Annotated in this window: 19 protein-coding genes; all 19 read right to left on the bottom strand. The window is 35.8% G+C overall.

Going from position 1 to position 22,851, the window contains the following annotated elements:
• Positions 1-6: 6 nt before the first annotated feature.
• The 19 genes from EPJ89_RS04725 to EPJ89_RS04635 all read right to left on the bottom strand — a co-directional run bounded on the left by EPJ89_RS04725 (position 7) and on the right by EPJ89_RS04635 (position 22,721).
• Entirely contained in the window at positions 7-276 is a 270-nt protein-coding gene (locus tag EPJ89_RS04725; RefSeq protein WP_161636448.1) for an ACT domain-containing protein, read from the bottom strand.
• 136 nt (positions 277-412) lie between these two features.
• Positions 413-1,600 (bottom strand): ethanolamine utilization protein EutH, encoded by a 1,188-nt coding sequence (locus EPJ89_RS04720; RefSeq protein ID WP_200549113.1) that lies wholly within the window; start codon positions 1,598-1,600, stop codon positions 413-415.
• Complete coding sequence (locus tag EPJ89_RS04715) at positions 1,587-3,344, bottom strand: phosphotransferase (protein ID WP_200549112.1); 1,758 nt, start codon at positions 3,342-3,344, stop codon at positions 1,587-1,589. Before EPJ89_RS04715 ends, EPJ89_RS04720 begins: the two co-directional genes overlap by 14 nt.
• Positions 3,345-3,456: 112 nt before the next feature.
• Positions 3,457-4,395, bottom strand: a complete 939-nt coding sequence (locus EPJ89_RS04710) for a DMT family transporter (RefSeq protein ID WP_200549111.1) — start codon at positions 4,393-4,395, stop codon at positions 3,457-3,459.
• The gene (locus EPJ89_RS04705; protein WP_200549110.1) at positions 4,385-5,221 is read right to left on the bottom strand and encodes a LicD family protein; all 837 of its coding nucleotides are present in this window, start codon (positions 5,219-5,221) and stop codon (positions 4,385-4,387) included. Before EPJ89_RS04705 ends, EPJ89_RS04710 begins: the two co-directional genes overlap by 11 nt.
• Positions 5,222-6,967 (bottom strand): NTP transferase domain-containing protein, encoded by a 1,746-nt coding sequence (locus EPJ89_RS04700; protein ID WP_200549109.1) that lies wholly within the window; start codon positions 6,965-6,967, stop codon positions 5,222-5,224.
• Positions 6,968-7,025: 58 nt separating this feature from the next.
• Positions 7,026-8,198: a glycosyltransferase gene (locus EPJ89_RS04695; protein WP_161636454.1), complete on the bottom strand. Its 1,173-nt coding sequence runs from the start codon at positions 8,196-8,198 to the stop codon at positions 7,026-7,028.
• Positions 8,198-9,322, bottom strand: coding sequence for a non-hydrolyzing UDP-N-acetylglucosamine 2-epimerase (wecB, locus tag EPJ89_RS04690; protein ID WP_200549108.1), 1,125 nt, complete (start codon positions 9,320-9,322; stop codon positions 8,198-8,200). Before wecB ends, EPJ89_RS04695 begins: the two co-directional genes overlap by 1 nt.
• Positions 9,323-10,432 carry a capsular polysaccharide biosynthesis protein CapF gene (locus tag EPJ89_RS04685; protein WP_161636456.1) on the bottom strand — a complete coding sequence of 370 codons (1,110 nt, stop codon included), beginning with the start codon at positions 10,430-10,432 and terminating at the stop codon, positions 9,323-9,325.
• Positions 10,433-11,446: a polysaccharide biosynthesis protein gene (locus EPJ89_RS04680; RefSeq protein ID WP_161636457.1), complete on the bottom strand. Its 1,014-nt coding sequence runs from the start codon at positions 11,444-11,446 to the stop codon at positions 10,433-10,435.
• Positions 11,447-11,451: 5 nt separating this feature from the next.
• Complete coding sequence (locus EPJ89_RS04675) at positions 11,452-12,657, bottom strand: glycosyltransferase family 4 protein (protein WP_125164504.1); 1,206 nt, start codon at positions 12,655-12,657, stop codon at positions 11,452-11,454.
• 9 nt (positions 12,658-12,666) lie between these two features.
• On the bottom strand, positions 12,667-14,439 hold the full coding sequence (locus EPJ89_RS04670) for an EpsG family protein (RefSeq protein ID WP_161636458.1): 1,773 nt from the start codon (positions 14,437-14,439) through the stop codon (positions 12,667-12,669).
• Between the two features lie 68 nt (positions 14,440-14,507).
• A complete protein-coding gene (locus EPJ89_RS04665; protein WP_125164506.1) occupies positions 14,508-15,836 on the bottom strand; it encodes an exopolysaccharide biosynthesis polyprenyl glycosylphosphotransferase in 1,329 nt (442 codons plus the stop codon).
• A gap of 274 nt (positions 15,837-16,110) precedes the next feature.
• Positions 16,111-17,277, bottom strand: coding sequence for an anhydro-N-acetylmuramic acid kinase AnmK (anmK, locus tag EPJ89_RS04660; protein WP_161636459.1), 1,167 nt, complete (start codon positions 17,275-17,277; stop codon positions 16,111-16,113).
• Positions 17,278-17,287: 10 nt separating this feature from the next.
• Positions 17,288-18,190: an N-acetylmuramic acid 6-phosphate etherase gene (murQ, locus tag EPJ89_RS04655; RefSeq protein WP_161636460.1), complete on the bottom strand. Its 903-nt coding sequence runs from the start codon at positions 18,188-18,190 to the stop codon at positions 17,288-17,290.
• A 198-nt stretch (positions 18,191-18,388) separates the two neighbouring features.
• Entirely contained in the window at positions 18,389-19,117 is a 729-nt protein-coding gene (locus tag EPJ89_RS04650; RefSeq protein ID WP_244660805.1) for a MurR/RpiR family transcriptional regulator, read from the bottom strand.
• Positions 19,118-19,138: 21 nt separating this feature from the next.
• Positions 19,139-20,311: a PTS transporter subunit EIIC gene (locus tag EPJ89_RS04645; protein ID WP_161636462.1), complete on the bottom strand. Its 1,173-nt coding sequence runs from the start codon at positions 20,309-20,311 to the stop codon at positions 19,139-19,141.
• Between the two features lie 67 nt (positions 20,312-20,378).
• Positions 20,379-21,416, bottom strand: a complete 1,038-nt coding sequence (locus EPJ89_RS04640; RefSeq protein WP_200549107.1) for a MupG family TIM beta-alpha barrel fold protein — start codon at positions 21,414-21,416, stop codon at positions 20,379-20,381.
• Between the two features lie 3 nt (positions 21,417-21,419).
• On the bottom strand, positions 21,420-22,721 hold the full coding sequence (locus EPJ89_RS04635; protein WP_125164512.1) for a PTS sugar transporter subunit IIC: 1,302 nt from the start codon (positions 22,719-22,721) through the stop codon (positions 21,420-21,422).
• Positions 22,722-22,851 lie beyond the last annotated feature (130 nt).

Here is a 22,851-nt window from a genome sequence, read left to right as displayed (position 1 = left end):
AACCTCCTAAATTCGATGCATCGAGGAAAAAATATCCTCGCGTTGCATTGTAATAACAACACCAAGTGTGTTTGCGACTGTTTGAAGTTGAAGCGAGACTTCATCAAAAGGGTTTAAACATTGTGATAAATCCACAATCATAAGCATATTAAAATATGCATCCACAATGGTTTGATTAATATCCAAAACATTAATATTTTCTTGTGCTAAATAATTGCATACACCTGAGATAATCCCAACGTTATCTTTACCTACTACTGTAATAATTGCTTTCATAATTCACCTCTCGGAATAATAATATCACATCCAAAATGTATTGTGGACGTCCAAACGACTAATTCGTGTATAAAGCGTTTTATTTAAGTAAAAAAAAGCTTTCTCGTAGAAGAAAGCTTAATTGAAAGGTTGAGGTTTAAAGTGTGTTATTTATTTTAGATGTTACTTTGAGTGCAATCCAAACTGCAAGAAGTCCTGCAGTAAGTTTTCCAATCATTAACGGAAGGATTAACTGTGGTTGGAAATTAGCGGTGAATGCGAGATGGTCACCAATAACAAATGCACCACAAACTGAAAATGCTGTAATGGCAATCATTTCACGATCACTCATAGTATCATCAATCATTGCAAATGCTGCGATGACATTTGCAGAACTCGCAAGGATACCGGTCGCAATTTTTCGAGAGATACCTAATTTGTCAGAAAGATTTTCAATGGGTTTTTTAAGTTTCGTTTCAATTAAATAGACCATTGGTAATGCTCCACTTAACATTAAACCAATATACCCTGCAACTTCGAGGGCACGCTCAATATCGATACTGTCCGCAATAATGGGATCAAGAATATAACCACCCAATAAATTGGTAAAGATATGTGTGAAATGTTCGAGAATACTGATTGTAAGAATGACTTTTGTAAAAATCTCAATAAATTTTGAAAAATACTGAAATCCTTTAATCATAAGTTCTGATTTTTTCCAAAGACCTATTGCCATCAAGAGGCAAATGATGATCAGTGGAAGCAAATTTTTAACCAGAATCATCAGTGTCATGTTTAAAAGGATTTGGGGTGCATTGGGATCTGATGATACGATAGTGCGAACCATTGGATTAAATATCATGATAAGAACATTGGTGATGAATACACCTATTGGTATGGTAATAAACCCAATCATTGTACCAATTGAGAGTTGACGGTGGTATTTAACATCAATGATTTTTGTGGCAATGGGAATACTAAATACAATGGTTGCACCTGCCATATAACCAACGGTCATTGAAATAATCCAGGCTTCGTGGGTTTGTGCTAAAGCCGCTGCAAGTTGATACCCACCCATATCGACAGCGAGTAAAGATGTTGCTGCCATTGCAGCATCAGCACCAAAAACGGTAAACAGTGGTGCAATAAATTTAGAAATAAAGATATTGAGGATGGGCAATGCTGCCATAATTCCAGCAATCGGTATAAAAAGACCTCCAATTGCTTCAATTCCTGCAGTAAATTGTTGACCCAATTCGGATTCACTATCTTTAATTGAATAGAAACATCCAATGACAGCACAGGCCATGATGATGTAGATTACAATATCACTAATGATTTTCATAGGTTCCCTCATAGAGCGCTAAGGCTTTGTTTCCATAAGATTTTGAGTTATTATACCAGATTGTAAGATATTCACCTACCGCTGCGCCATTCGATTCTTGGAAAATGGCCCAAACAAACCAATAGTATGATGCAATCGCAATATATGCGATAAAATGACGTTGCATTAAAGGATCCATCGGTGCTTTGTTATAAAGATTGAGGACTTTCATTGCTTCCTCATAAGTGTAGTCGGAGCATGCAATAAAGGTACCAATATCAACCCCTGGATCATCAACGCCTGCATATTCCCAATCAATTAGGTATAATGAATTACCTGAAAATAGGATATTAGGGTCGTAGAAATCACAATGACATAGACGCAATGGAACCTTATCGTTATCAGCATATGCTTTAACGGATTCAACCATCTCGAATAATGCATCAAAATCATCGAAGGCGTTGCGATCTTCGATTGAGAGTTTTTCAATAAAGTCACATGATTTTTGCCATATATTAAATTCGAATTCACCTTCAAGTTGTTGGTCATGCATGTCTTTAATCATTTCGAGTGCTTGTTTTACTTCATCCCATTGATGATAATCAAGTTTTCGTGCTTGTTCAATAAAAAATGAGAGTTTCCAGCCCTTTTCGGGATCCATATAAATATATGAATCATCAAATCCTAATTCTTTTGCTTTATGCTGTGCAAAAAACTCTGATTTACGATTGATGTATTCATCGGTTCCAACACCTGGATGACGGTAGATATAGGATTTTCCATCATATTCAAATTTGAGCGATAGATTGGTGAGACCATCTTTAATCGGTACAATCCCGGTAATATCTGAAACGTTACAGTGAAGGACAGATATAATATTATTGAAAATTTCACTATCTTTTATATCTAAATAGGAAGCATCAAAAGTTTGCAGTTCTTCCAGTGAATCAAACTCTTTTATAATATCTGGGGAGTATACTTCCGCATACATTTCGAATTGATTCATATGTTCAACATATACTTTTTCCCAAAGTTTTGCTTTTGTTTCTTCTTTTGGATACTCTTGTTTAAGAAGTTCACTAAAATCGTGTGAGAACGTTCGATCAAAGAAAACGTGACCGACCATACAGTAATAAGAACCGGATCCGATTCCAATTTTAGTAATGAGCCCTTCATCGGTAAAATCCGCATAATATTCCCCCGTTTCATGGGATGCATGCACTTGAACGGGATATGTTGTTTTATATTCATATTGATTGAATACATTTTCTACGAAGTAGTTATCGGATGAACAAATGTATGTATTTTTCAATTGATCCAATACGAGCATTAATGTGGATGTGTTATTGTAACGATAATAATCATCATTCACTACAAATTTAACTTGATACTTATCCTCTAAGTAATAAAATTGTTCTTTCATATAACCCAGTACAATTGTAATATCAGTAATTCCTCGTTCATGTAATTGACGAATTTGTCTTTCAATCAGGACTTCACCGTGAACTTTTAAAAGTCCTTTAGGACGCTCATATGAGAGTGGTGCAAAGCGTGATGACATACCCGCAGCCATAATGATGGCATTGTCAACACGGTAAGATTCCATTGCTTGGGATCCCTTTGCCGTCACCTTTCCATCTTGGTCAAGGTAGTTCATCGTTTCAAGGGATTCCTGTGTCATTTTCATTGCTTCATTGAACATTTCTGGTGAGTGTTCAATGCCTGATAAACACTCACGTAATAATTTAAATTGATAGATATTCATGAAATTCTCCTTTTAGTAATTTTATCATCTATGTTCAATAAAGACAATATTATAAAGAAAATGAACATAATAAAAAACAGCATGATTCGATGCTGTTTTGGTTATTTTTATACTATTTTTTGCGCTTAAAAAGTTCTACCAATTCACCCGGATTTTCGGAGGAAAGAATCGAACCCATCATGATAAAAATTACAAGTATGAATTGCTTAAAATTAAAGGTCTGATCAACCATAAATTGAAAGAAAAATGCCCATGCTGGATAACTGATATTTAAACCCATTGCTTTACTTGGACCGATTAATGAAATGGATTTATAGTAGAACGAATAGGAAATTGAACCAATAATACCACTGATTACAACCATCAAAAATATTGGGTTCATTACGCTGATGTTTTGAAGCTGATGATATCCGATTATCGGCATAATAACTAGTCCATAAGTTATAAAAGATACAAACTGACGAATTGTTAGCGCAATATGTGATGGGACGTCTTGTTTGAGTGCTGTACTAATTATTACAGCTTCACTCCCCCATCCAATAACACAAATACTGATGAAGACAAGACCGAGTTTTAAGTTTGAAATTCCCATGCTCCCTGTAAAACCCATCAGGATAATAGCGGTGATTGCGATAAATAAACCCAAAATGGTTCGCTTGTTCGGTTTTTCTTTTAGGATAATAAAACTCAAGAGTGCTCCAAAGAGCGGATAGATTGCTGAAATACTTGCTGAGATTGCGGGTCCAAGATGGTTAATGGATAAAATATATGCCCCCATTCCTAGAGGTCCACCCAGAAGGGCCGCGATTGCAATCACCAACCCTGATTTTGAGCATAAAACCTTAATGAAATTTTTCAATTGATTTTGAAAAATCAGCAGCATCAGTAAAAAGATAAATGACGCTCCATCATGGATAAAAGTCGATATAAGGGGTGCGTTAGACCCAAATGCGATAAACATTGCCGAAGCGAGAACAACACCAATCATTACAGTATCAAGTCCCCAGAATAGTCCTGAGGATAGACCTGTAACTGTTCCTTTATGACGCATTTCGATGATCCTTTAATACTACCTCATGATTTGAAACACGTTCTGACTCTGGCGGTAACTGCATGTAGTCTCCGTAGTTTAATGTAAGAATTTCATCATATTCCGTTGGAATTAAAAATTGATGATTTTCAAAGACACCTGCAGTCACGGAGTCTAAGATCGCATTACGAATGAAAGTTGCCTGATAGATTGCGTCATTAAAATTGAATACCAACATATTTGCATACTCCGTTTTATCATTATTGTATTTTTCAATCCAAACTTGACGTTTTTTATAGAGCGTTGGGAGTAAGAAATTAACACGATAAAAGATTCGATTTAAGTGATAGAATGTGCTTTTAATTAAACGTTTTTTGCCTAAATCTTCATCAGTTACAAATGTATATACAAATAGTGAGATCAATTTATTGTAGAAACTAACTTTTTTCTTTTGCTCGTTACGAAGATCTAAATCATCTGGAATATTATCATAAGGAAAGATATCAATCCAGACACCATGATTAATATTGAGATAGTCTGTAGATTTCTCTACAAGTTCTACTTTGTTACTTCGAATTTTGCTAAAAGCATGATAGTGATCTTTTTCAGTTTTAAATGATTGGTAAAAAAAATCTTGATTCAATTCTTCAGCTACAACCTGTTCAAATCGGTTGAATTCACTGCGGGACATATTTACATCTATATCATCATCCCATGGAATAAAGCCTTGGTGACGAATCGCCCCCAGTAATGTTCCAGATGACAACGAATAGATTATGTTGTGTTTTTTACAGATCCGATCAAATTCAATGAGAATATTCAACTCTTCTTGCTGTAGTTTGTTCATTTAGTCCTCCATAGCTAACGCTAATCGTGCATATTTATGTGCGTAATGGTATTGATCTAATGCATAATTTCCAAACGATTCACCCCTTGCTTGTTTAAATTGAGCCCAAAGAGCCCATAAGTATCCTGACAAACTCACATACATATATAAGATTTTCGTTTCTTGTTTTGTAGGTTTTCGTTCAAGATAGATTTCTATTAATTCTAAAATTCGTGTTTCTTGATGACCAGAGTAGATTGCATGCATGGCAATATCTAAAATAGGATCACTCATACCGGCATATTCCCAGTCTAAAAGCCTTAAGGAACCATCATACAGTTTCACGAAATTTGACTCAACAGGATCAATATGACATAAAACTTTCGGACGATCTAGTTGTTTCAAATATTCTATTTCTTCTTCAATCAGTTTTGAAACTTCATTGATATCATCAAATAAAATTGCGTTTGAATCTTTACATAACATCATATAATAAGCAATGCGTTCTTCAAGATCGAACGTATGATCCACGGATATACCACTTGTATGTAACGTTCGCAATATTTTAAATGCTTGGGGAATATCGTCGTGATTGATTGATTCACAATGCTCATAGTACCGTGAAATTTTATACCCATTATATGGGTTTATATAATAAAGTTTATCTGATATTTTTAAAGGATTTATCGTCTGATATACTTCTGCTTCTTGGCGACGGTTAATGAGTTGCTCAGTTCCTTTTCCAGGGGCCCTAAACACGTATGACTTATTGTTGACTCTAAATATAAATGAATCATTGGTCATCCCCTTTTTCATGGATTCAATACCACTGATGTCTTGGGAAGAAACACCAAAAACATTACAAATAATTGTAATCATTTCATTTTTAGTTTCAGTTAAGTACGATGGATCATAAACACGCAATTCCTCGATGCTTTCAAATTCAAAGATGGAATCCCTTTTGACCTCATTTGAAAAGATTTGAATCTTGTTAATTCGATCAAGCCAACAGTTCTCCCAGTAATATTGTTCTTTTCCTGCAATTTTAATATCACGATTCACAGCCTCGATGATTTCTTTTGACGTCTTGGCATCAAAGAACGTTGGTCCATAGAGGCCTACAACATCCTTACCGCCAATTTCCATATCTGTAATGAGACCGTTAGGAGCTGTGTGTACCGTCCATTCATCCGTTTCCCCTTCGAAATACGTCGTAGCGTACCATGACTTATATTCATACTTATGAAACATATTTTCTGTAATATAAATGTCTGAAGGCATGATTAAGGTGTTTTTCATAACATCTTGGGCATGATATAGGGTTGAAATATTATTGAATCGATGATAATCGGGATTATGAATCAGTTCAACACCATACTTTAAAACAAGATATTCAAATTTTTCTTTGAGATAGCCAACGGCGACATATATTTTTTTTATTCCAACTTCTTGAAGTTGCTTGATTAAGCGTTCAACCATACGCTCACCGTGAACTTCCATAAGACCTTTGGGAGTATCATAGGTATAAGGTACAAACCGTGAACCAAATCCTGCTGCCATGATAATGGCATTATCGACTTCATATTCCTCAAGGAATCGAAGTCCCTCTTGAGTAATCTTGAAATTATTTACATATCCTCGATTGATGCAATCATTTAAGAGTGAATTAACCTTCCCTAAGGAAAAATTTGTGTGTTTACTTAATTCACGCTGTGATGAAATTTCTTGCTCAAGTAACGTTCTGAGTATATAAAATTTCGAAAACATTAAAAACCTCCGTTCAAATTTGCTACCACATTGTAACATTTGAACAGAGGTTTATCAATTACCTTTGGTATAACTTAAGAGTGTTTGCGACAAAAGTATGTGAATCATGTATCAAGTCGTCAAACGCATCAAAAGATACGGTTTGATTTGATTCCAGCGTCTCCACAATCGCATCCAAATCACCTTGTTTGACAATAGTCATAAAAGGATGATCAGCAACCTCTTTATTCCCACCCGTATCGTAAGCGATAACCGGTGTTTGGCAACATAAGGCTTCAATATTTGTAGTTGGATAATTATCCTCGTAAGTTGGGTTTATAAAACGATAAGAGAGCGTGTAATATGCGGCCAGTTGCTCAGCACTATCGGTTCTTAAAACACCATCAATTGAAGCGGGTAATGCCTTCTTTTGCTCCTCTGTTAAACCAATCAGGACAATTTTGTAATCCTCAGAAATCATCGTACTCAATTTAATGAAATCATTTAAACCTTTCCGTTGTTCCCAAATGCTTGCTACACCCAGTAATACGCGTTTTCCTTCGTATTTTTGGCTTAATTCTTGATCATAAGTCGGTTTGAATAGGTCTGTATTAATACCGTTATGAATCACTTCACATGGATATTGCGAAAGAAAACTTTTTGAGAGTAAGTTCTTAAGCCAATATGAAGGCGTAATTAAGGTTAAATTATCAAGTCCGCTAAATGCATTCTTTTTCCATAAGAAATTCTTTTTTTGACGTTTGAAAAGCAATGCCTCTGGATAATCGCGTGTTGAATTGCATTCGACACATCCCTCATCCCACATTTTACATCCATGAAAGTCAAAATATGCACTACTACCACTTATTGGCCAACAATCATGGAATGTCCAATAAATCTTCCCTTTATAGGATTTAAGCGCTTCAAATAACATTTCAACATTTAAGTAATAGCCGTGAAGGTTATGCAAGTGAATTACATCGGGTTGGTAGGATTCAATTTTTTGAATCAGTTTTTGAGTCGCACGGTTTGAATGAAGACCGTGACGGTTAAAGAGTCGAGTCATAAGAACATGGTTATATGTAGAGCGTTTATCGCCAATATAAAAAGTGTCTGTTTTGTCCTTGGCATCATGACGTCCATAACTGATTAAAACCTCATGGCCTTCTTTTTTTAATCCATTTGCGAGATCGCGTACAATTTTACCAGTACTGCCATAATCACATACCGAATTAATAAATAGAACCTTCATTATTTGCTCCAAACAGTACGATTGATGTAGTCAACATATGAAATGATTATGCGTAATACCTTTTCGGATACATTTGGCATACTGTAATCCGCAACATGGCGCAACGTATTGGGTTCTTGCGTTTCTAATACCGCTAACCCTTGTAGAATACGTTCTTTTTCAAGACCTACCATCATGACCGATGCTTCTTCCATTGCTTCTGGACGTTCGTGTGCTTCACGTAGATTAAGCGCTTTAAATCTCAGAATTGAAGACTCTTCACTAATTGTACCACTATCACTGAGTGTCGCTTTCGATTCCATTTGAAGTTTAACATAATCGTTAAATCCCATTGGTTTCATGATTTTTACAAGCGGATGGAAGGATACACCCTTCGCATCAATCATATTTTTTGTTCGAGGATGTGTGCTCACAATGATTGGCATCTGATATTTTTCAGCAATCGCATTGAGACTATCAACAAGATTTAAGAAATTCTTCTCTGAGTTAATATTCTCATCACGATGAGCGGAAACGACAAAATATTCACCTTTCGTGAGATTAAGTGTTTCTATAATGTTACTTGCAGCAATATCATCATGACGCGATTGGATTACCTCAAACATTGGGCTTCCAGTTTTAATGACGCGATCTGCGGATAAACCTTCACGCAATAAATACTCACGTGCAATATCGCTGTATGTAAGGTTGATATCAGAAATATGATCAACAATTTTACGGTTTGTTTCTTCAGGAACGCGTTGATCAAAACAACGATTTCCAGCTTCCATGTGAAATATTGGAATCTGTTTTCGCTTTGCAGCAATTGCGCAAAGACAACTGTTTGTATCGCCAAGCACTAAAAATGCATCGGGATTCACTTCTTCTAAAACAGGTTCAATATTGATAAGAATATTACCAATGGTCCCCACTGGTTTTCCCGTTGCGGTTTCTAAAAAATAATCTGGTTTTCGAAGCTTAAAATCGTTAAAAAAGACTTCATTTAATTCATAATCGTAGTTTTGACCTGTATGAACCAGCACGTGGTCAATTGCATCACTTGATTCTAGACGATTTATCACAGCGGATAATCGAATTATTTCGGGGCGTGTTCCCACGACAGTCATAACTTTTAGTTTTTTCATCTAAACCTCCAAATAGTGTGTATCGGGTGTTTCGGGATTGAACGGTTCATTCACCCACATCACCGTAATTAAATCCGTAGTACCCGTGTTAATGATATTGTGCGTATATCCAGTAGGTATATCGATAACTTCGAGTTTATCCCCAGATACATGATATTCTATAATTTCTGTTTCAAAGATATCTCTAAATTGGATACACCCTTGACCCGAAACAACAAGAAATTTTTCGTTTTTACTGTGATGCCAATGATTCCCCTTTGTAATTCCGGGTTTCGATATATTAATACTTACCTGACCACGATCAGGAGATTTTAAAAATTCTGTGAAGGATCCACGATCATCACATTTCATATCGAGGAAATAATTAAATTTATCTTTGGGTAGAAAGGCTAAATAAGTACTGTATAGTTTTTTCTCGAATCCATCCTTAAGATTCGGTACAAAAAGGGAATCACGTGACGCTTTAAAAGCATATAATAAGTCAGCAATTTCACCTAAAGTCACATCATAAGATGTTGGGACAGTACAATAGATTTCCTCCACAATGGTAGGCGTTCCATTTATTGCACGTATAAGCTCTAAGACAACATCATCAATATACATAAGATTTAATGAAACATTGGGATCATTAATCTGTATGGGTTCATTTCGTGATATCGCATGACACCATGTTGCAATGACCGTATTGTAATGTGGTCGCGACCATTTTCCAAATAAATTTGAAAAACGATAGATCCAAACAGGTGCTCCGGTTTGTTCCATATGGTTTATCAAAACGGACTCCCCTTCACGTTTGCTTCGCCCATATTCATTATCCAATACTGCTTGAATGCTTGAAGAAACAAGAATGGGCGCTTTATTTTTATTTTTTTCAAGAGCATTACAAAGGTGTTCTGTAAAACCTACATTTCCCTTCTGAAATTCTTCGGGGTCTGTCGGACGATTAATGCCTGCAAGGTGAACGACAACATCTGCTTGAGCACAGTAATCGTCAAGTTCAGAAAGGGTATTATTGCGATCATAAGCAAGGACTTTGTGTCCAAGATGATCTAATGTCGCAATCAGATTTTTTCCAACAAAACCTGATGCACCGGTAACCAGAATTTTCATCTACATCATACCCTTTAGCTCATCTTTAATTTCATAAAGATCGACTAACTTAGCCTTAATTTCTTCTACATTTAGGCGATATGTATTATGAGAGTTATATTCTTGTTCTTCATGAATTTCCTCACCTTCCATGAAATATTTATCGTAGTTGAGATCGCGTTGATCCATCGGTACACGATAATAATCTGTAAGGTCTTCAGCTTTTTCAAACTCTTCTTTTGTTAGAAGGGTTTCATAGAGTTTTTCTCCATGACGTGTACCAATGATACGTGTTCCTTTTTGATATCCTGTGAGTTCGACAATCGCTTGGGTTAAATCTTCGATTGTACTTGCAGGTGATTTTTGTACAAAGAGATCGCCCGGTTCGCCATGTTCAAAGGCAAATAATACCAATTCGACCGCTTCGTCAAGACTCATCAAGAAACGGGTCATGTGGGGATTTGTGATGGTTAATTCTTTACCCATACGAATTTGTTCTAAGAATAATGGAATTACAGATCCGCGTGAAGCCATGACATTTCCATATCGCGTTCCACAGATAACGGTATTGGTTTCTTTCGCAATCCGAGCCTTCGCAACAAATGTTTTTTCCATCATCGCTTTTGAAATTCCCATAGCATTAATTGGATATGCTGCTTTATCTGTTGAAAGACATACAACACGTTCTACGCCACAGTCAATAGCAGTTTCTAATACATTATCGGTTCCAATAACGTTTGTTTTAACGGCTTCAATTGGGAAAAACTCGCATGAAGGAACTTGCTTAAGCGCAGCTGCATGGAAGATGTAGTCAACACCACGAACTGCATGAATCAAGGATTCTTTCTGCCGAACATCTCCAATATAGAACTTTAAGCGATCATCATTGAAAAACTTACGCATATCATCTTGTTTTTTCTCATCGCGCGATAAAATGCGGATTTCCTTAATTTCTTCTTTTAAGAGTCGACGTACTACGGCATTTCCAAATGAACCGGTACCGCCTGTAATGAGTAATACTTTATTTTCAAACATAATTTTTACGCTCCCATGTGTTTTATAATTATCTCGTATGCATGTGCAACAGTATAATGATTCATTAAATAATCATGTCCGTTTGCACCCATTTTTTTTCTTAAATCTTGATTTGATACAAGCGTGTCAATTGCTTGATACCATGCATCAACATCAGTACTTTCAATTCCGAATCCATACTCATTTGACATTGCAATGGTTCCAATATCTGTAGCAGTGTCTGTTGCACAAACAACGGGCTTTGAAGCCTCAAGATAGGTTAAAAGGCGTTGTGGGTAATTAGGAATTGTAAAACGATGATCTAAGAAAATTAAACCAACATCACATTGACTTACAAGACTATTATATACCCTACTTTCAAGTTGCCCTAGGAAAAGTGTATTGGATATATTTTTTTCTTTAATAAATGAGGTAATAAGATCTTCTTTAGCACCCGATCCTGCAATTAAGAAAACAATACGTTCATCATTTTTAATACGATCAATACACTCAATGACAAATGGGATTGCTTGCGGAGCTCCTAAATTACCTCCATACAAAAGAATTGTTTGATCATCTCGAATCGCATAGGCTTCACGGATAGAAATGCTGTCATGTGCCGTATTGTTTTCATTAATATCCAAAGCATTTGGTAAAATTTCAAGCCGCCCAATTGTAGAAGGATGGTGAATTTCCATGTATTTTAGGTTTGCGGGTGACATGGTACCAATTACATCAAACATTCTATAGAGCGCCTTTTCTTTATGAGCGAAGAAACGATGAATAAGTCCGTTCGCTTTCATAAAACCAAGGTCAACTGCATTTTGTGGAAATATATCCTTAAGCATGAGATAGCATAATGCATTGGGATTTTTTGATTTAAGATAGTTAACTGTTTTGAGTAATGTAATGGGTGGCGTCGAATAGAGAATTAAGTCAAACGATTCATGACCTAAATGCTTCTTAAGTGCGCTTCTAAATTGTGAATCAATTCTAAGCGTTGCGATACCTTTATCGATTAGGTTACTATTTTTCGTTAAATTTCCTGTTTTAATACCAAGATAGTGCATGCCAAATTGTTCATAATACTCGGTTTCTTGGTCTAAACGTTTTTCACGGGCATAAGCAATGGTAACATCATGACCTTTTTTTTGGAACTCAGAAAGCAAATCAAAGTAAATACTGTGACGATGCATCCCTGAATTGGTAGAACTCAAATAAAGTACTTTCATAGGACCTCCTTAATATTGCCACAATAAAGAACCATCTTTATTGTAAAGGCGTTGACGACAATACGTATCTACAGTGATCACACCATCGGGTGCAATTCGATAAAAATCGTTACTTAAAACGGGGACAATTGGCTCAAACGACTCATTAACATAAAGAAAGAAATGATAATCGATGTACTCCAAATCAAGAATTTTATAGGTATAAGGTTTATCAAATTCCACATATTTAACGCTGATAATTTCATCTCTATAAGGGAACATATTAAGAATGCTTTCCGGTAAATTCTCAACATCATAAGATTTTACTTCAAGTGGTTGTGTAGTAATTTCTTGACGTTCGGAAGCGTCATTTGTTAATGCTGACTGAATCCGTTCTTCAGTCACCTCAGCGCCGGTTAAATCGAGATATTCAGTCGATTTAAAAGCTTGTTTTAAGTCATCATTAGGTGTATATGCAACAAGTGATCCATAGACTGTGGGTTTTCGTTTAAAGCTTGGTTCAACAATCCATGTGCGATCAGTCCCTAAGATTCCATAGAGCTCTGACTCATGATCCCACATTGCATAATAAGATAAATCCTCACGATAATTCGATGAAATCGGTAATGAAGCCTGTGCATCTAAAAGTTCATCACGTTCGTCATTACAATCACGTCGAATAGTGAGATAAGCAAAGCGATTATCATAATCATCATAATTTGGACGATTGAAAATGGTATTAAAACGTAAGAGTTTGTTTGTTCCTCGATAATTAGATTGATGCATATAAGCATTGATATCTTTGTAAAGAAATAACCCCGTGAAGCATGCAAGTCCTGTATAAATGAAGCCATTCAAAATCCGGGAGTCTTTCAAGAAATAGTAATCGAGAATGTATTTAAACACAACAATGCAGAGGATAAAGGTATAAATCGTCGTACGACCAGCAATTAATTCGGAAAATTTGAGGCAGAAATAGACACCGAAGCCCAGCAATGTCGCATCTACAAGATATTTTTTAAATACGGTATCTGTGATTTTATCGTAGTGATAAAGAATTATTGCGGAAAAACCAATGCGGACGATCCCAGCGAAATTTAATACCTGTGTTTTCGCATCAATGTATCCCATTATTTTCTTCGAACCGGGAATAAATGGAAGATGCGCTAAAACACGTTGCCATGGAATAAATGCAAAGAGGAACGAAACACCTAAAAGAATAAGAAGGTTTTTCTTATTCCATTGAACATTACGCGCTAAATAAATTACTGGAATATAGAACAATACGGATATATGGAATAATGCAAGCACAGCGATTAATAACAGCGATTGCTTCTTCGACAAATGCTTCTGTGGATTAAAAAAGTAATACGATGCGACGGCCATAACAAGTCCTTGTCGTATTGCACTCAAATTCCAAACAAAGAAAAACATCCCAATAAAGAGTATTAAGGACACAAGTGACGCATCTGTTGTATCATCGATCCATTTTACAAAAAAACCAAGTGTAACTGCACCAAAGAATCCAATAAAAAATTGGAATGGAAGTCCGATAGATTTAAAGATAAAAATAAAAATTCGGAACCCGAGTTCAATGTTGCTTTGGTGGTCTAACATTTTTCCAAATGTTGAAACATTTTGAAGATTATAGAGATATTCATAGGAAAAATAATCCGTTCCTACCCCTACTCTAAAAATAACAATAATGAAAAGCGGAACTGTTGCCAAATAAAATTTTTGCTTGTTTGTCAATCTAGGTAAAAAACTGACAATAAAAGGAAAAATCAGTGCGAAATAGTACATAATTACCTCCAATAAAATAATATAAAATAATAAGTCTTAAAGATACATTCTCTAAGACTTATTCGAGCTTAAAATCCTTCAGTACTGTCTTTTTTAAATATCACGACGACGGTGCGTAGAATTAATTTAAAATCAGTCCAAATTGAATAGTTTTCAATATACATAAGATCCATAAGAAGTTTATCTTTTGGAGATGTATTGTACTTACCTTCGATTTGAGCAAGACCTGTTAAGCCCGCTTTCACCTTGAGACGGTAAGCAAATTCCGGTAAAACTTTTTGATACGAATCGACATTTTCAAGCATTTCAGGACGCGGTCCGACAATGCTCATTTCCCCTTTTAATATATTAATAAGTTGTGGAAGTTCATCCATTCGAATTTTTCGAAGTACTTTCCCAACAGACGTAATCCGATCGTCGTGTTCTGTAGCTGAATAATTTTCAACGTTTTCTTTCATCGTACGGAATTTATAAACATCAAAAATACGGCCATCGATTGTTGCTCTTTTTTGTTTGAAAAGAATGGTACCCCCGTCATTAAGTTTGATTGCAATTGCCGCAATAATCCAGATTGGTGACGAGACTATCGCTCCGATTACCGCAACAAAAATATCTAAAATACGTTTCAATACCCGTTGTTCAAAGGATAAGCCTTGTATGTTAACTTCAACCATCGCCTTATCATCTACAACCATCGAAAATCCTGAAAGCTCCACAATATCTGAAATTGATGGCGCAAACATAAAATTCAATTGATGTTTATAGCATAGATCAACGAGACGTTTCCGCTCACTTACAGGTGTTTCTAAGATCACAACGTAATCAACATTGAAAAGCATCGCTTCTAAATTTGGATCATCAACAGTAATACACCCCAAAATATCATACTGAAGCTTAAAACGTTCCAAATAGTGATTAACCTTCGGTAAACTTTCCTGATCGTTTTTATCATAGACTATAATCGTTCGTGATGGCTTATACATTTTAAAATAGATGTAGTTACCTAAATAAGCGAAGACCACAATGCCTACAATTTGAATAATCATGGTATAAAAAAGTAAATCCAATTGTTCAATTTTAAAAGATTGATTGTTGTTTGGATTTGTATTCATAACCATTAATTGAAAAAACGTTGCTAAATCTGTCAAGATAATCGCAATCGTAGAATTATAGATAATTGGTTTGCTTTTCTTAATACCAATTTCAAAAGGTCCGTAAACCTTAAGCATTAAAATTCCAATCAAGATAAAGGTTGATCCGGTAATGACCGCTGTTCTTGACCAATTTTGTAGCGCAATATTTTCTTTTCCAAAGAGATAAAAGAATACCGCTGCTAAAAACACAAAGATAAATCCCTTTAGAGCCACAATTACTAATGACTTTAGATTTTTACTCATATTTTCTCCTAATTATTAACTACTACCCGTAAAACACAAATTCGTTTTCATATAGAAACATTTTTATATTTTTAGTAATCAAATACGTTATAGGTAAAGTGTTTTCACAATAAATTCCATTGAATGGGTTGAATCAAGTTTCAATGGAATGATTTTGTATAAAACACAGTAGATAACCTATTTATCCTTGTCAATTATACCATTTTGACGTGTTAGATTCAATATTGTAGGGCTGTCTTCATTAATTGTTAAGAAAGAATTCAAAAAAACAGAATCAAATTGATTCTGTTTCAGTTGGCCAGGGATTCGGACAAATTTGCCCAAGGATCATGCGTTCGTTTGAGGCTGTTGCCGAAGGAACATTACTTGGTTTTCCTGCTAATGTTTCATTCCCCAATATGGCAAACGCAATGGCTTCTTTCGCATCGCTTGAAAACCCTAAATCTTCTTGAGTACAAACTTGAATCTCTTTTGGTAACATTAAACGAATTTCTTCAAGTAATACTGGATTATAAGCGCCCCCACCCCCAATAATTACTTTATGTATCGTGTGTTTAGGCATAATATATTGTTTATATGCATTTGTAATCGAGTAGGCAGTAAATTTCGTCAAGGTGTAAATTACATCATCTGGATCATAACCTTCTTTATAGAATTCAGAGACCATTCGTTCACCAAACATTTCACGCCCTGTGGATTTGGGCGGTTCGATCTTAAGGTAGGGATGATTTATCAGTGATTGATAGAGTTCGTCGATTAACAAACCTTTGCGGGCATGGGTGCCATTTTTATCGTAGAGTTCTTGATAATAATGAGCCGTAGCCGCATTCATCATCATATTACCCGGACCTGTATCAAAGGCAAAGACATCATCGAGATGTGCATTTGCTGGAATTACGGTAACGTTTCCAATTCCACCAATATTTTGAAGCAAGACGGTCTGTGTTTTTTCACGATAAATTAAAAACTCAGGATATGGAACCAGTGGGGCTCCATCCCCTCCAGCCACAATATCCATGACTCTAAAATTAAAAACAACTGGCACTTTATGATGAAAAGCAATCATTGATGGATCCCCAATTTGTAGCGTTGATTTCAAAAAATGATTCTGTGGGATTGGAAGGTGGTAAAGTGTTTGGCCATGAGACGCTACAAAGTCTAATGAACCTTTAAAGTTACTCTCACTTAACACCTTCGTTGTAGCTTCGTTATAGAGCACTCCCAATTCAAAATTAAGTGAACAAATTTCATCAATTCGTGATGTCTCAGGAACACTGGCATCTAAAATACGTTGACGTAATTGTTCCGGTATTTCAAGGGTTACAAAATGGATTAATTTGCATGTAGTATCAATACCAGAACCTTGAATTTTAACTAAAGCTGCATCAATGCCATCAAGTGATGTCCCCGACATCAGACCAACCGCATATTTAGTTTCCATATTTTTCACGCTACTTATTTTCTAGAGCACGTGCAATATGACCTTGATTTTGATTTAAAAGTTGCACAGCATCTTCAACCTCAAGGTTACAAAGTTCCATAACAATTGCGACTTTAACACTCTGGTCGCTTAAATCTAACAAGTCTGTTGCACGGTCATAAGTACAACCGGTCGCATTCATAATAATACTACGCGCACGCTCAATAAGTTTTGCATTGGTTGCTTTTACATCGACCATAAGATTACCGTAGACCTTGCCCAGTTTAATCATCGCTCCGGTTGAAATCATGTTTAATACCATTTTAGTTGCAGAACCAGATTTCATGCGTGTAGAACCCGTAATGACTTCTTGACCAACTACCACTTCAATGGGATGATCTGCATATGCAGCGAGTTTACTTTCTGAAACGCATGCAACAGAAATGGTTTGTGCCCCAAGTTCTTTAGCGTATTTAAGTCCGCCGATACAATAGGGCGTACGTCCTGACGCACCGATTGCACATAAGATATCATTTTTAGAAAAATTAAGGGCTTTTAGATCTTCAACACCACGCATTTCATCATCTTCAGCCGCTTCAACTGGATGCCTTAATGCAGTATCTCCACCAGCAATAATACCAACCACAGATTCCTCACCAACACCAAAAGTTGGAAGACATTCTGATGCATCAAGAACACCAAGACGACCGGATGTACCTGCACCCATATAGACAAGGCGTCCACCTTGAGCAATAGCCTCATAGGTTGCATCTATTGCAGCTGCAATTTCGTGAGTCTGTTCACCCACTGCATCAATGACACGTTGATCTTCATTGTTAATCAAAGCTACCATCTCAACGGTATCGAGTCGATCGATATTTTTAGTATTTGGATTTTGAAGTTCAGTTCCAATTTTTGATAAATCGATTTTCATATATCTGTCCTCATTTCATTGTATATCTATTATACCTGCTTTGAAATGATATTTCAATTTATTTCACTAATGCTTGAAATAAATTTAAATATTCCGGATTGACTTGATCGTATCCCGTGTATTTACGATCTTACGACGTGTTTCTTCAATATTATTTTTGGCGACGCCTAAGTAAAGTAAATCGGAAATTGCGAGCATCTAAAAACGTGAAGCTATTGATCCCAAACGCACTTCTGACTCCTCTTTCGGTATATTAATGACGAAATCGGAATTCTTTGCAAGCTCATTACGACCGACTTGAGTAATTGCAATCGTTGTCGCACCTTTTTCTTGTGCAAGTTTTTGAGCCATAATAATTTCACGGGTTTGACCTGAATACGATAATGCAATCGTGACATCATTTTCAGTTATATGAGTTAATGACGACATTTCTAAATGGAAATCATCAAAATACACAACATCCGCATCAATCCGCACAAATTTGTGATAAAGGTCTTGACATACAATCCCTGAACCACCAATACCCAATAAATAGATACGACGTGCATTGCTAATTGCCGCAATCGCTTCATCCAACACTTCTAAATTTAAGAGTTTGTAAGTATTATCAAATGTTCGGTGATTGCTATAGTGTGATTTTCGTACCATTGTTTCAATCGTATCTTCTTCTTTAATGAGTTTATCGAATGATTGTTCTTCTTCACTATGATCTCGAGCAAGCTCTACTTTTAGGTGAGTAAATCCGTTATACCCTATTTTTTTGGAAAAACGAACGATGGCAGCCGCTGACGAATTAATTTCTTTCGCAAAATGCTGAGACGAAAAATTAACGACCTCATTTTTATTTTCGAGTATATACTCAGCGATGCGCTTTTCTGTATCAGTATAAGTGTGCATATTCTCTTTTATCCTATAAATACAACTCATCTAAAATCCTCCTATGATATTTTAATTATCCTGTTCTTGTTTAACCAACGATTGATCATACTTTCTAAAAAACGGGAAATAAACTGCTGTCGTAATCACAATTAAGAGTAATGATAAGACAAGTGATCGTACATCACCAAGGGTTGAAATAAACAAACCTAATGGCATTGGTATCACCCATGGCGCAACAATACTTGGGATTGTTACAAAACCCAACTTCATTGACCAATACGCAACAGAACCGGTGATTATGGGTGCCACGAAAAACGGTATTCTGAAGTATTGATTTTCAACGATCGGTGTTCCAAAAATAATATTTTCGTTAATATTGAATATATTTGAAACAACGCTGTCGCTTCCAAGTTGCTTAAGATGACGACTTTTCGCAAAGATTAGGTTAACGGTTAAACCTAAAGTACAACCCGAACCACCGATCCAAACACACCATCCTAAGAACGCTTCAGTTCCGATATACACCGGTAAATCCCCTGAAACAATCATAAAGCCATTCACAAGCATCATATGGAACCAAAAAGGTCGCATTAATGTTCCAATAACACCGACACCATGAATCCCTAAAATCCAAAACATACAAATAATCATGATGAGTGAAAGCATTACAATAAATCCACTCAAAACATTGGTTATACTTATAATAACATTAGCTAGGCCTAGAAAGAAATGGTTAAAAACAAATATAAAAATAAAAAGACATAGCATGAGGACGAACGTTGGCCATAATCGATTATAGTAATCGGTAACTGCTTGGGGAACATGTTTCCCTTTAACCTTAAATTGATCCAGTCGATTAATAAAATATGATATCACTACCACAACAATCATCGTAACGATTGGAAAAGCTGTTACGTAGCCCTTTGGAACCAAAACAATCCCAGGTAACAGAGATAGAAATACAGCACTCATTCGAAAACTTACATCAATGTCTGCATTGAGGGTTTCACTCGCAATAAGATAAGCCAATGAAACAGCGAGCATAATGCAATACAATTGGTAGAACAAGACCGCCTGGGTACGAATTGAATCAGTAATCCCCCCAATCTGATCAAACTGATAAAAGATAAATATACAAACACCTAAAATTATATTGATATAAGCCATTTTATTAATTGCATTTTTAACTGCATTTAAGGAACGACTTCCCTGTACCAATGTAACGAACTTTTCTAAAAACATAATCAACTTCCTCTTCTAATTACTCATAATACCAATAATATTTTAAAAAAGAAGGATTGAATCCTTCTTAGTCAATGCGTACAAATTTAATTTTAGTATAACGATCAATGGAACATACAAGATCAACATAGTCTGGATGTATAAATCCGATTACATTTGTTCGAGCATCCATTGGAAATGCTTTCTTACAAATTTGCATTTCACCACTGTAACGTCCAGATAATTCGTTTTCGATGGTAATGGCTCCACGAACCCGTGCGCCATTATCCATTACAGGAATTCCCGGAATCCGTGGTGTTAACATACGAATAACATGTTCCGATAAATCCTTACGAACTTCAAACGTTTTATCATACATTGAAGGTGCATGCTTACTAAAAAATGCAGGTATATGCATAATTGAGTCTTTCATATACGATTCAATATAAAATAATGTTTCAAGGTGTGCTTTACTATCACCAATTAAAATATCTGTGATACCACAATCATGCATGAGCTCTACAGCTGCAAGATATGGATTACATTGACGGTGTTTCTCAACCGTTGGTAAGCCTTCGTAAAGTGGGAATCGTTTTAGCGCATCCCCTGGAACAAATGCCATAATTTTAATTTTATGTCGAATAAACACTTCATTAATTTTTTTAAAATAGTCTAATGAAAGTCCCGTCTCTGTTTTAGGATAAAAGTTATGTAAAACAGAAATGTTATTAAAATCGACACCCGCTTCCAAAGCATCGAGAATATACGGTTCATTTACAACACTTGCATTTAACATTAAGTCAAAATCTTTTTGAAGTGCTTTAACGATTTCAAAATCATCAAATCCGTAATCCAAACGCAATGACGTAAATCCAAGTTCTTTTAATGCTTGATAGTCATTGGGCTTAATGCCTAATTTCTCAAACGTTGCGGGTGAGATATCAGGTACCAATTCAAGACCCAATCGTTTTACTTCTGCTAAGAATTTTGGCATTTCTTGATCCAGTTTCGACAAATCTTCTTCTGGGATATGGAGTGAAGTAAATAAATACTTCACTCCAATGGCAGCAGCAGCTTCCAAATACCCATAATCTAAATCTTTAAAATAACTCGAAATACCTAACATAATTTAATTTTCTTTCGCTTCTTCTACAGCAGCCATTTCAGCAAGGTCATTTTTCTCCATTGCTTTAACAAATGGATAGAAGCAGAGGAACATAAATACCCATCCAACAAGGACGAATACGGTTGCAGGAATACTTCCAGCTGTCGCTAAATAAGTTTTAATTGGTGCAGGTGTAATCCAAGAAATCATTAATGCCGGTACAGGAATCACACCAAGCGTTGTTAGAATAATTGCAGCAAGTGCAAGTACTAAGTAGCTTAAGATAAATGGAATCATCATCAGTGGATTCAACATAATTGGTAATCCAAAGATAAGTGGTTCCCCGATATTGAATAACGATGCTGCTAATGCAAGTTTACCCAGACCGCTTAAACGTGGCGATTTAGACATAATTAAGCAAAGTGATAATGGGAACAATCCTGTCCAAATATAGTTATCCATAAATACGGATGTATAAGTATGTGGTAAATTTGCAAGACTTCCGGTAGCTTCAAATGCAGCAAGGTTTAATTGTGACATTTGACCCCAGAATGTTCCACCAACTGAGTTTACAATGTTTGAACCATGAATACCAACAGCCCATAAGATTCGGTTTAAAAGTGTTGCGATCATCACAACGATTGGTGAATCACCAACAGCTACTAATGGTTTGAACACACCAGCAATTAATTCTGGAATGTTTAATTGGAAAACATGACCGAGTAACCACCAGAATAAAATGACAAAGAAACTTGGAATTAGAGCGATAAATGATTGAGATACCATTGGTGGAACCCCTTCAGGCATTTTAATAACAAGTTTTTTATTAACAACGAAACGATAGATTTCAACAGTAATAATTGCCACAATCAGTGCCGCAAATACTCCAAGAGCTCCCATATACGTTGATGGAACCCCTGTAAACTTACCTTCAACACCATCAACCATTGTTGTAACAGTTTGTGCAGGATTTAAAAGTAAGAATGATGCAACCGCAAGAATCATTGGTTGAACAATATCATGATTTTCTCCGCGTTGTTTGTTGTAGTACTCTACTAAACCATAAGATGTCGTGATAACAGTATATAAAGCAATAAATCCAGTACCAACTCCAGAAGCTGCCGCTATAACCCAGCGATTATCTCCTAAAAAATCAGTCCATGCTTTAACTGGGAATGATGCAACAAGTAAAAATACAGAACCAATAACTAATAAAGACATGATTCCAAGTCCAGTACGTTGCATTACTTGAACGTATTTCAATTGAGAAAATTTAATTAATGGTGGGGCAATCTTCTCTTCTATAAATTGTGTTAACTTCTCCATATTAACTCCCTTTCTTGCACTTGTTAGTGCTTACATATGAATAGTAACCGATTTCAAAATATATTTCAACCTTTCTTTGTAAATATTGGAATATTATTTCAATATATTCGTTTTTTATTGTAATCGGTTC

Origin of the sequence: Erysipelothrix sp. strain 2 (EsS2-6-Brazil) (genome assembly GCF_016617625.1) — a bacterium.
GTDB classification, from domain to species: domain Bacteria; phylum Bacillota_I; class Bacilli_A; order Erysipelotrichales; family Erysipelotrichaceae; genus Erysipelothrix; species Erysipelothrix piscisicarius.
This window is presented reverse-complemented; position numbering and strand designations above follow the sequence as displayed.

Bases quoted from the DNA above. Each gene is read 5' to 3' on its own strand.
- EPJ89_RS04725 (WP_161636448.1), bottom strand. From the start codon at position 276: ATGAAAGCAATTATTACAGTAGTAGGTAAAGATAACGTTGGGATTATC.
- EPJ89_RS04720 (WP_200549113.1), bottom strand. From the start codon at position 1,600: ATGAAAATCATTAGTGATATTGTAATCTACATCATCATGGCCTGTGCT.
- EPJ89_RS04715 (WP_200549112.1), bottom strand. From the start codon at position 3,344: ATGAATATCTATCAATTTAAATTATTACGTGAGTGTTTATCAGGCATT.
- EPJ89_RS04710 (WP_200549111.1), bottom strand. From the start codon at position 4,395: ATGCGTCATAAAGGAACAGTTACAGGTCTATCCTCAGGACTATTCTGG.
- EPJ89_RS04705 (WP_200549110.1), bottom strand. From the start codon at position 5,221: ATGAACAAACTACAGCAAGAAGAGTTGAATATTCTCATTGAATTTGAT.
- EPJ89_RS04700 (WP_200549109.1), bottom strand. From the start codon at position 6,967: ATGTTTTCGAAATTTTATATACTCAGAACGTTACTTGAGCAAGAAATT.
- EPJ89_RS04695 (WP_161636454.1), bottom strand. From the start codon at position 8,198: ATGAAGGTTCTATTTATTAATTCGGTATGTGATTATGGCAGTACTGGT.
- wecB (WP_200549108.1), bottom strand. From the start codon at position 9,322: ATGAAAAAACTAAAAGTTATGACTGTCGTGGGAACACGCCCCGAAATA.
- EPJ89_RS04685 (WP_161636456.1), bottom strand. From the start codon at position 10,432: ATGAAAATTCTGGTTACCGGTGCATCAGGTTTTGTTGGAAAAAATCTG.
- EPJ89_RS04680 (WP_161636457.1), bottom strand. From the start codon at position 11,446: ATGTTTGAAAATAAAGTATTACTCATTACAGGCGGTACCGGTTCATTT.
- EPJ89_RS04675 (WP_125164504.1), bottom strand. From the start codon at position 12,657: ATGAAAGTACTTTATTTGAGTTCTACCAATTCAGGGATGCATCGTCAC.
- EPJ89_RS04670 (WP_161636458.1), bottom strand. From the start codon at position 14,439: ATGTACTATTTCGCACTGATTTTTCCTTTTATTGTCAGTTTTTTACCT.
- EPJ89_RS04665 (WP_125164506.1), bottom strand. From the start codon at position 15,836: ATGAGTAAAAATCTAAAGTCATTAGTAATTGTGGCTCTAAAGGGATTT.
- anmK (WP_161636459.1), bottom strand. From the start codon at position 17,277: ATGGAAACTAAATATGCGGTTGGTCTGATGTCGGGGACATCACTTGAT.
- murQ (WP_161636460.1), bottom strand. From the start codon at position 18,190: ATGAAAATCGATTTATCAAAAATTGGAACTGAACTTCAAAATCCAAAT.
- EPJ89_RS04650 (WP_244660805.1), bottom strand. From the start codon at position 19,117: ATGAGTTGTATTTATAGGATAAAAGAGAATATGCACACTTATACTGAT.
- EPJ89_RS04645 (WP_161636462.1), bottom strand. From the start codon at position 20,311: ATGTTTTTAGAAAAGTTCGTTACATTGGTACAGGGAAGTCGTTCCTTA.
- EPJ89_RS04640 (WP_200549107.1), bottom strand. From the start codon at position 21,416: ATGTTAGGTATTTCGAGTTATTTTAAAGATTTAGATTATGGGTATTTG.
- EPJ89_RS04635 (WP_125164512.1), bottom strand. From the start codon at position 22,721: ATGGAGAAGTTAACACAATTTATAGAAGAGAAGATTGCCCCACCATTA.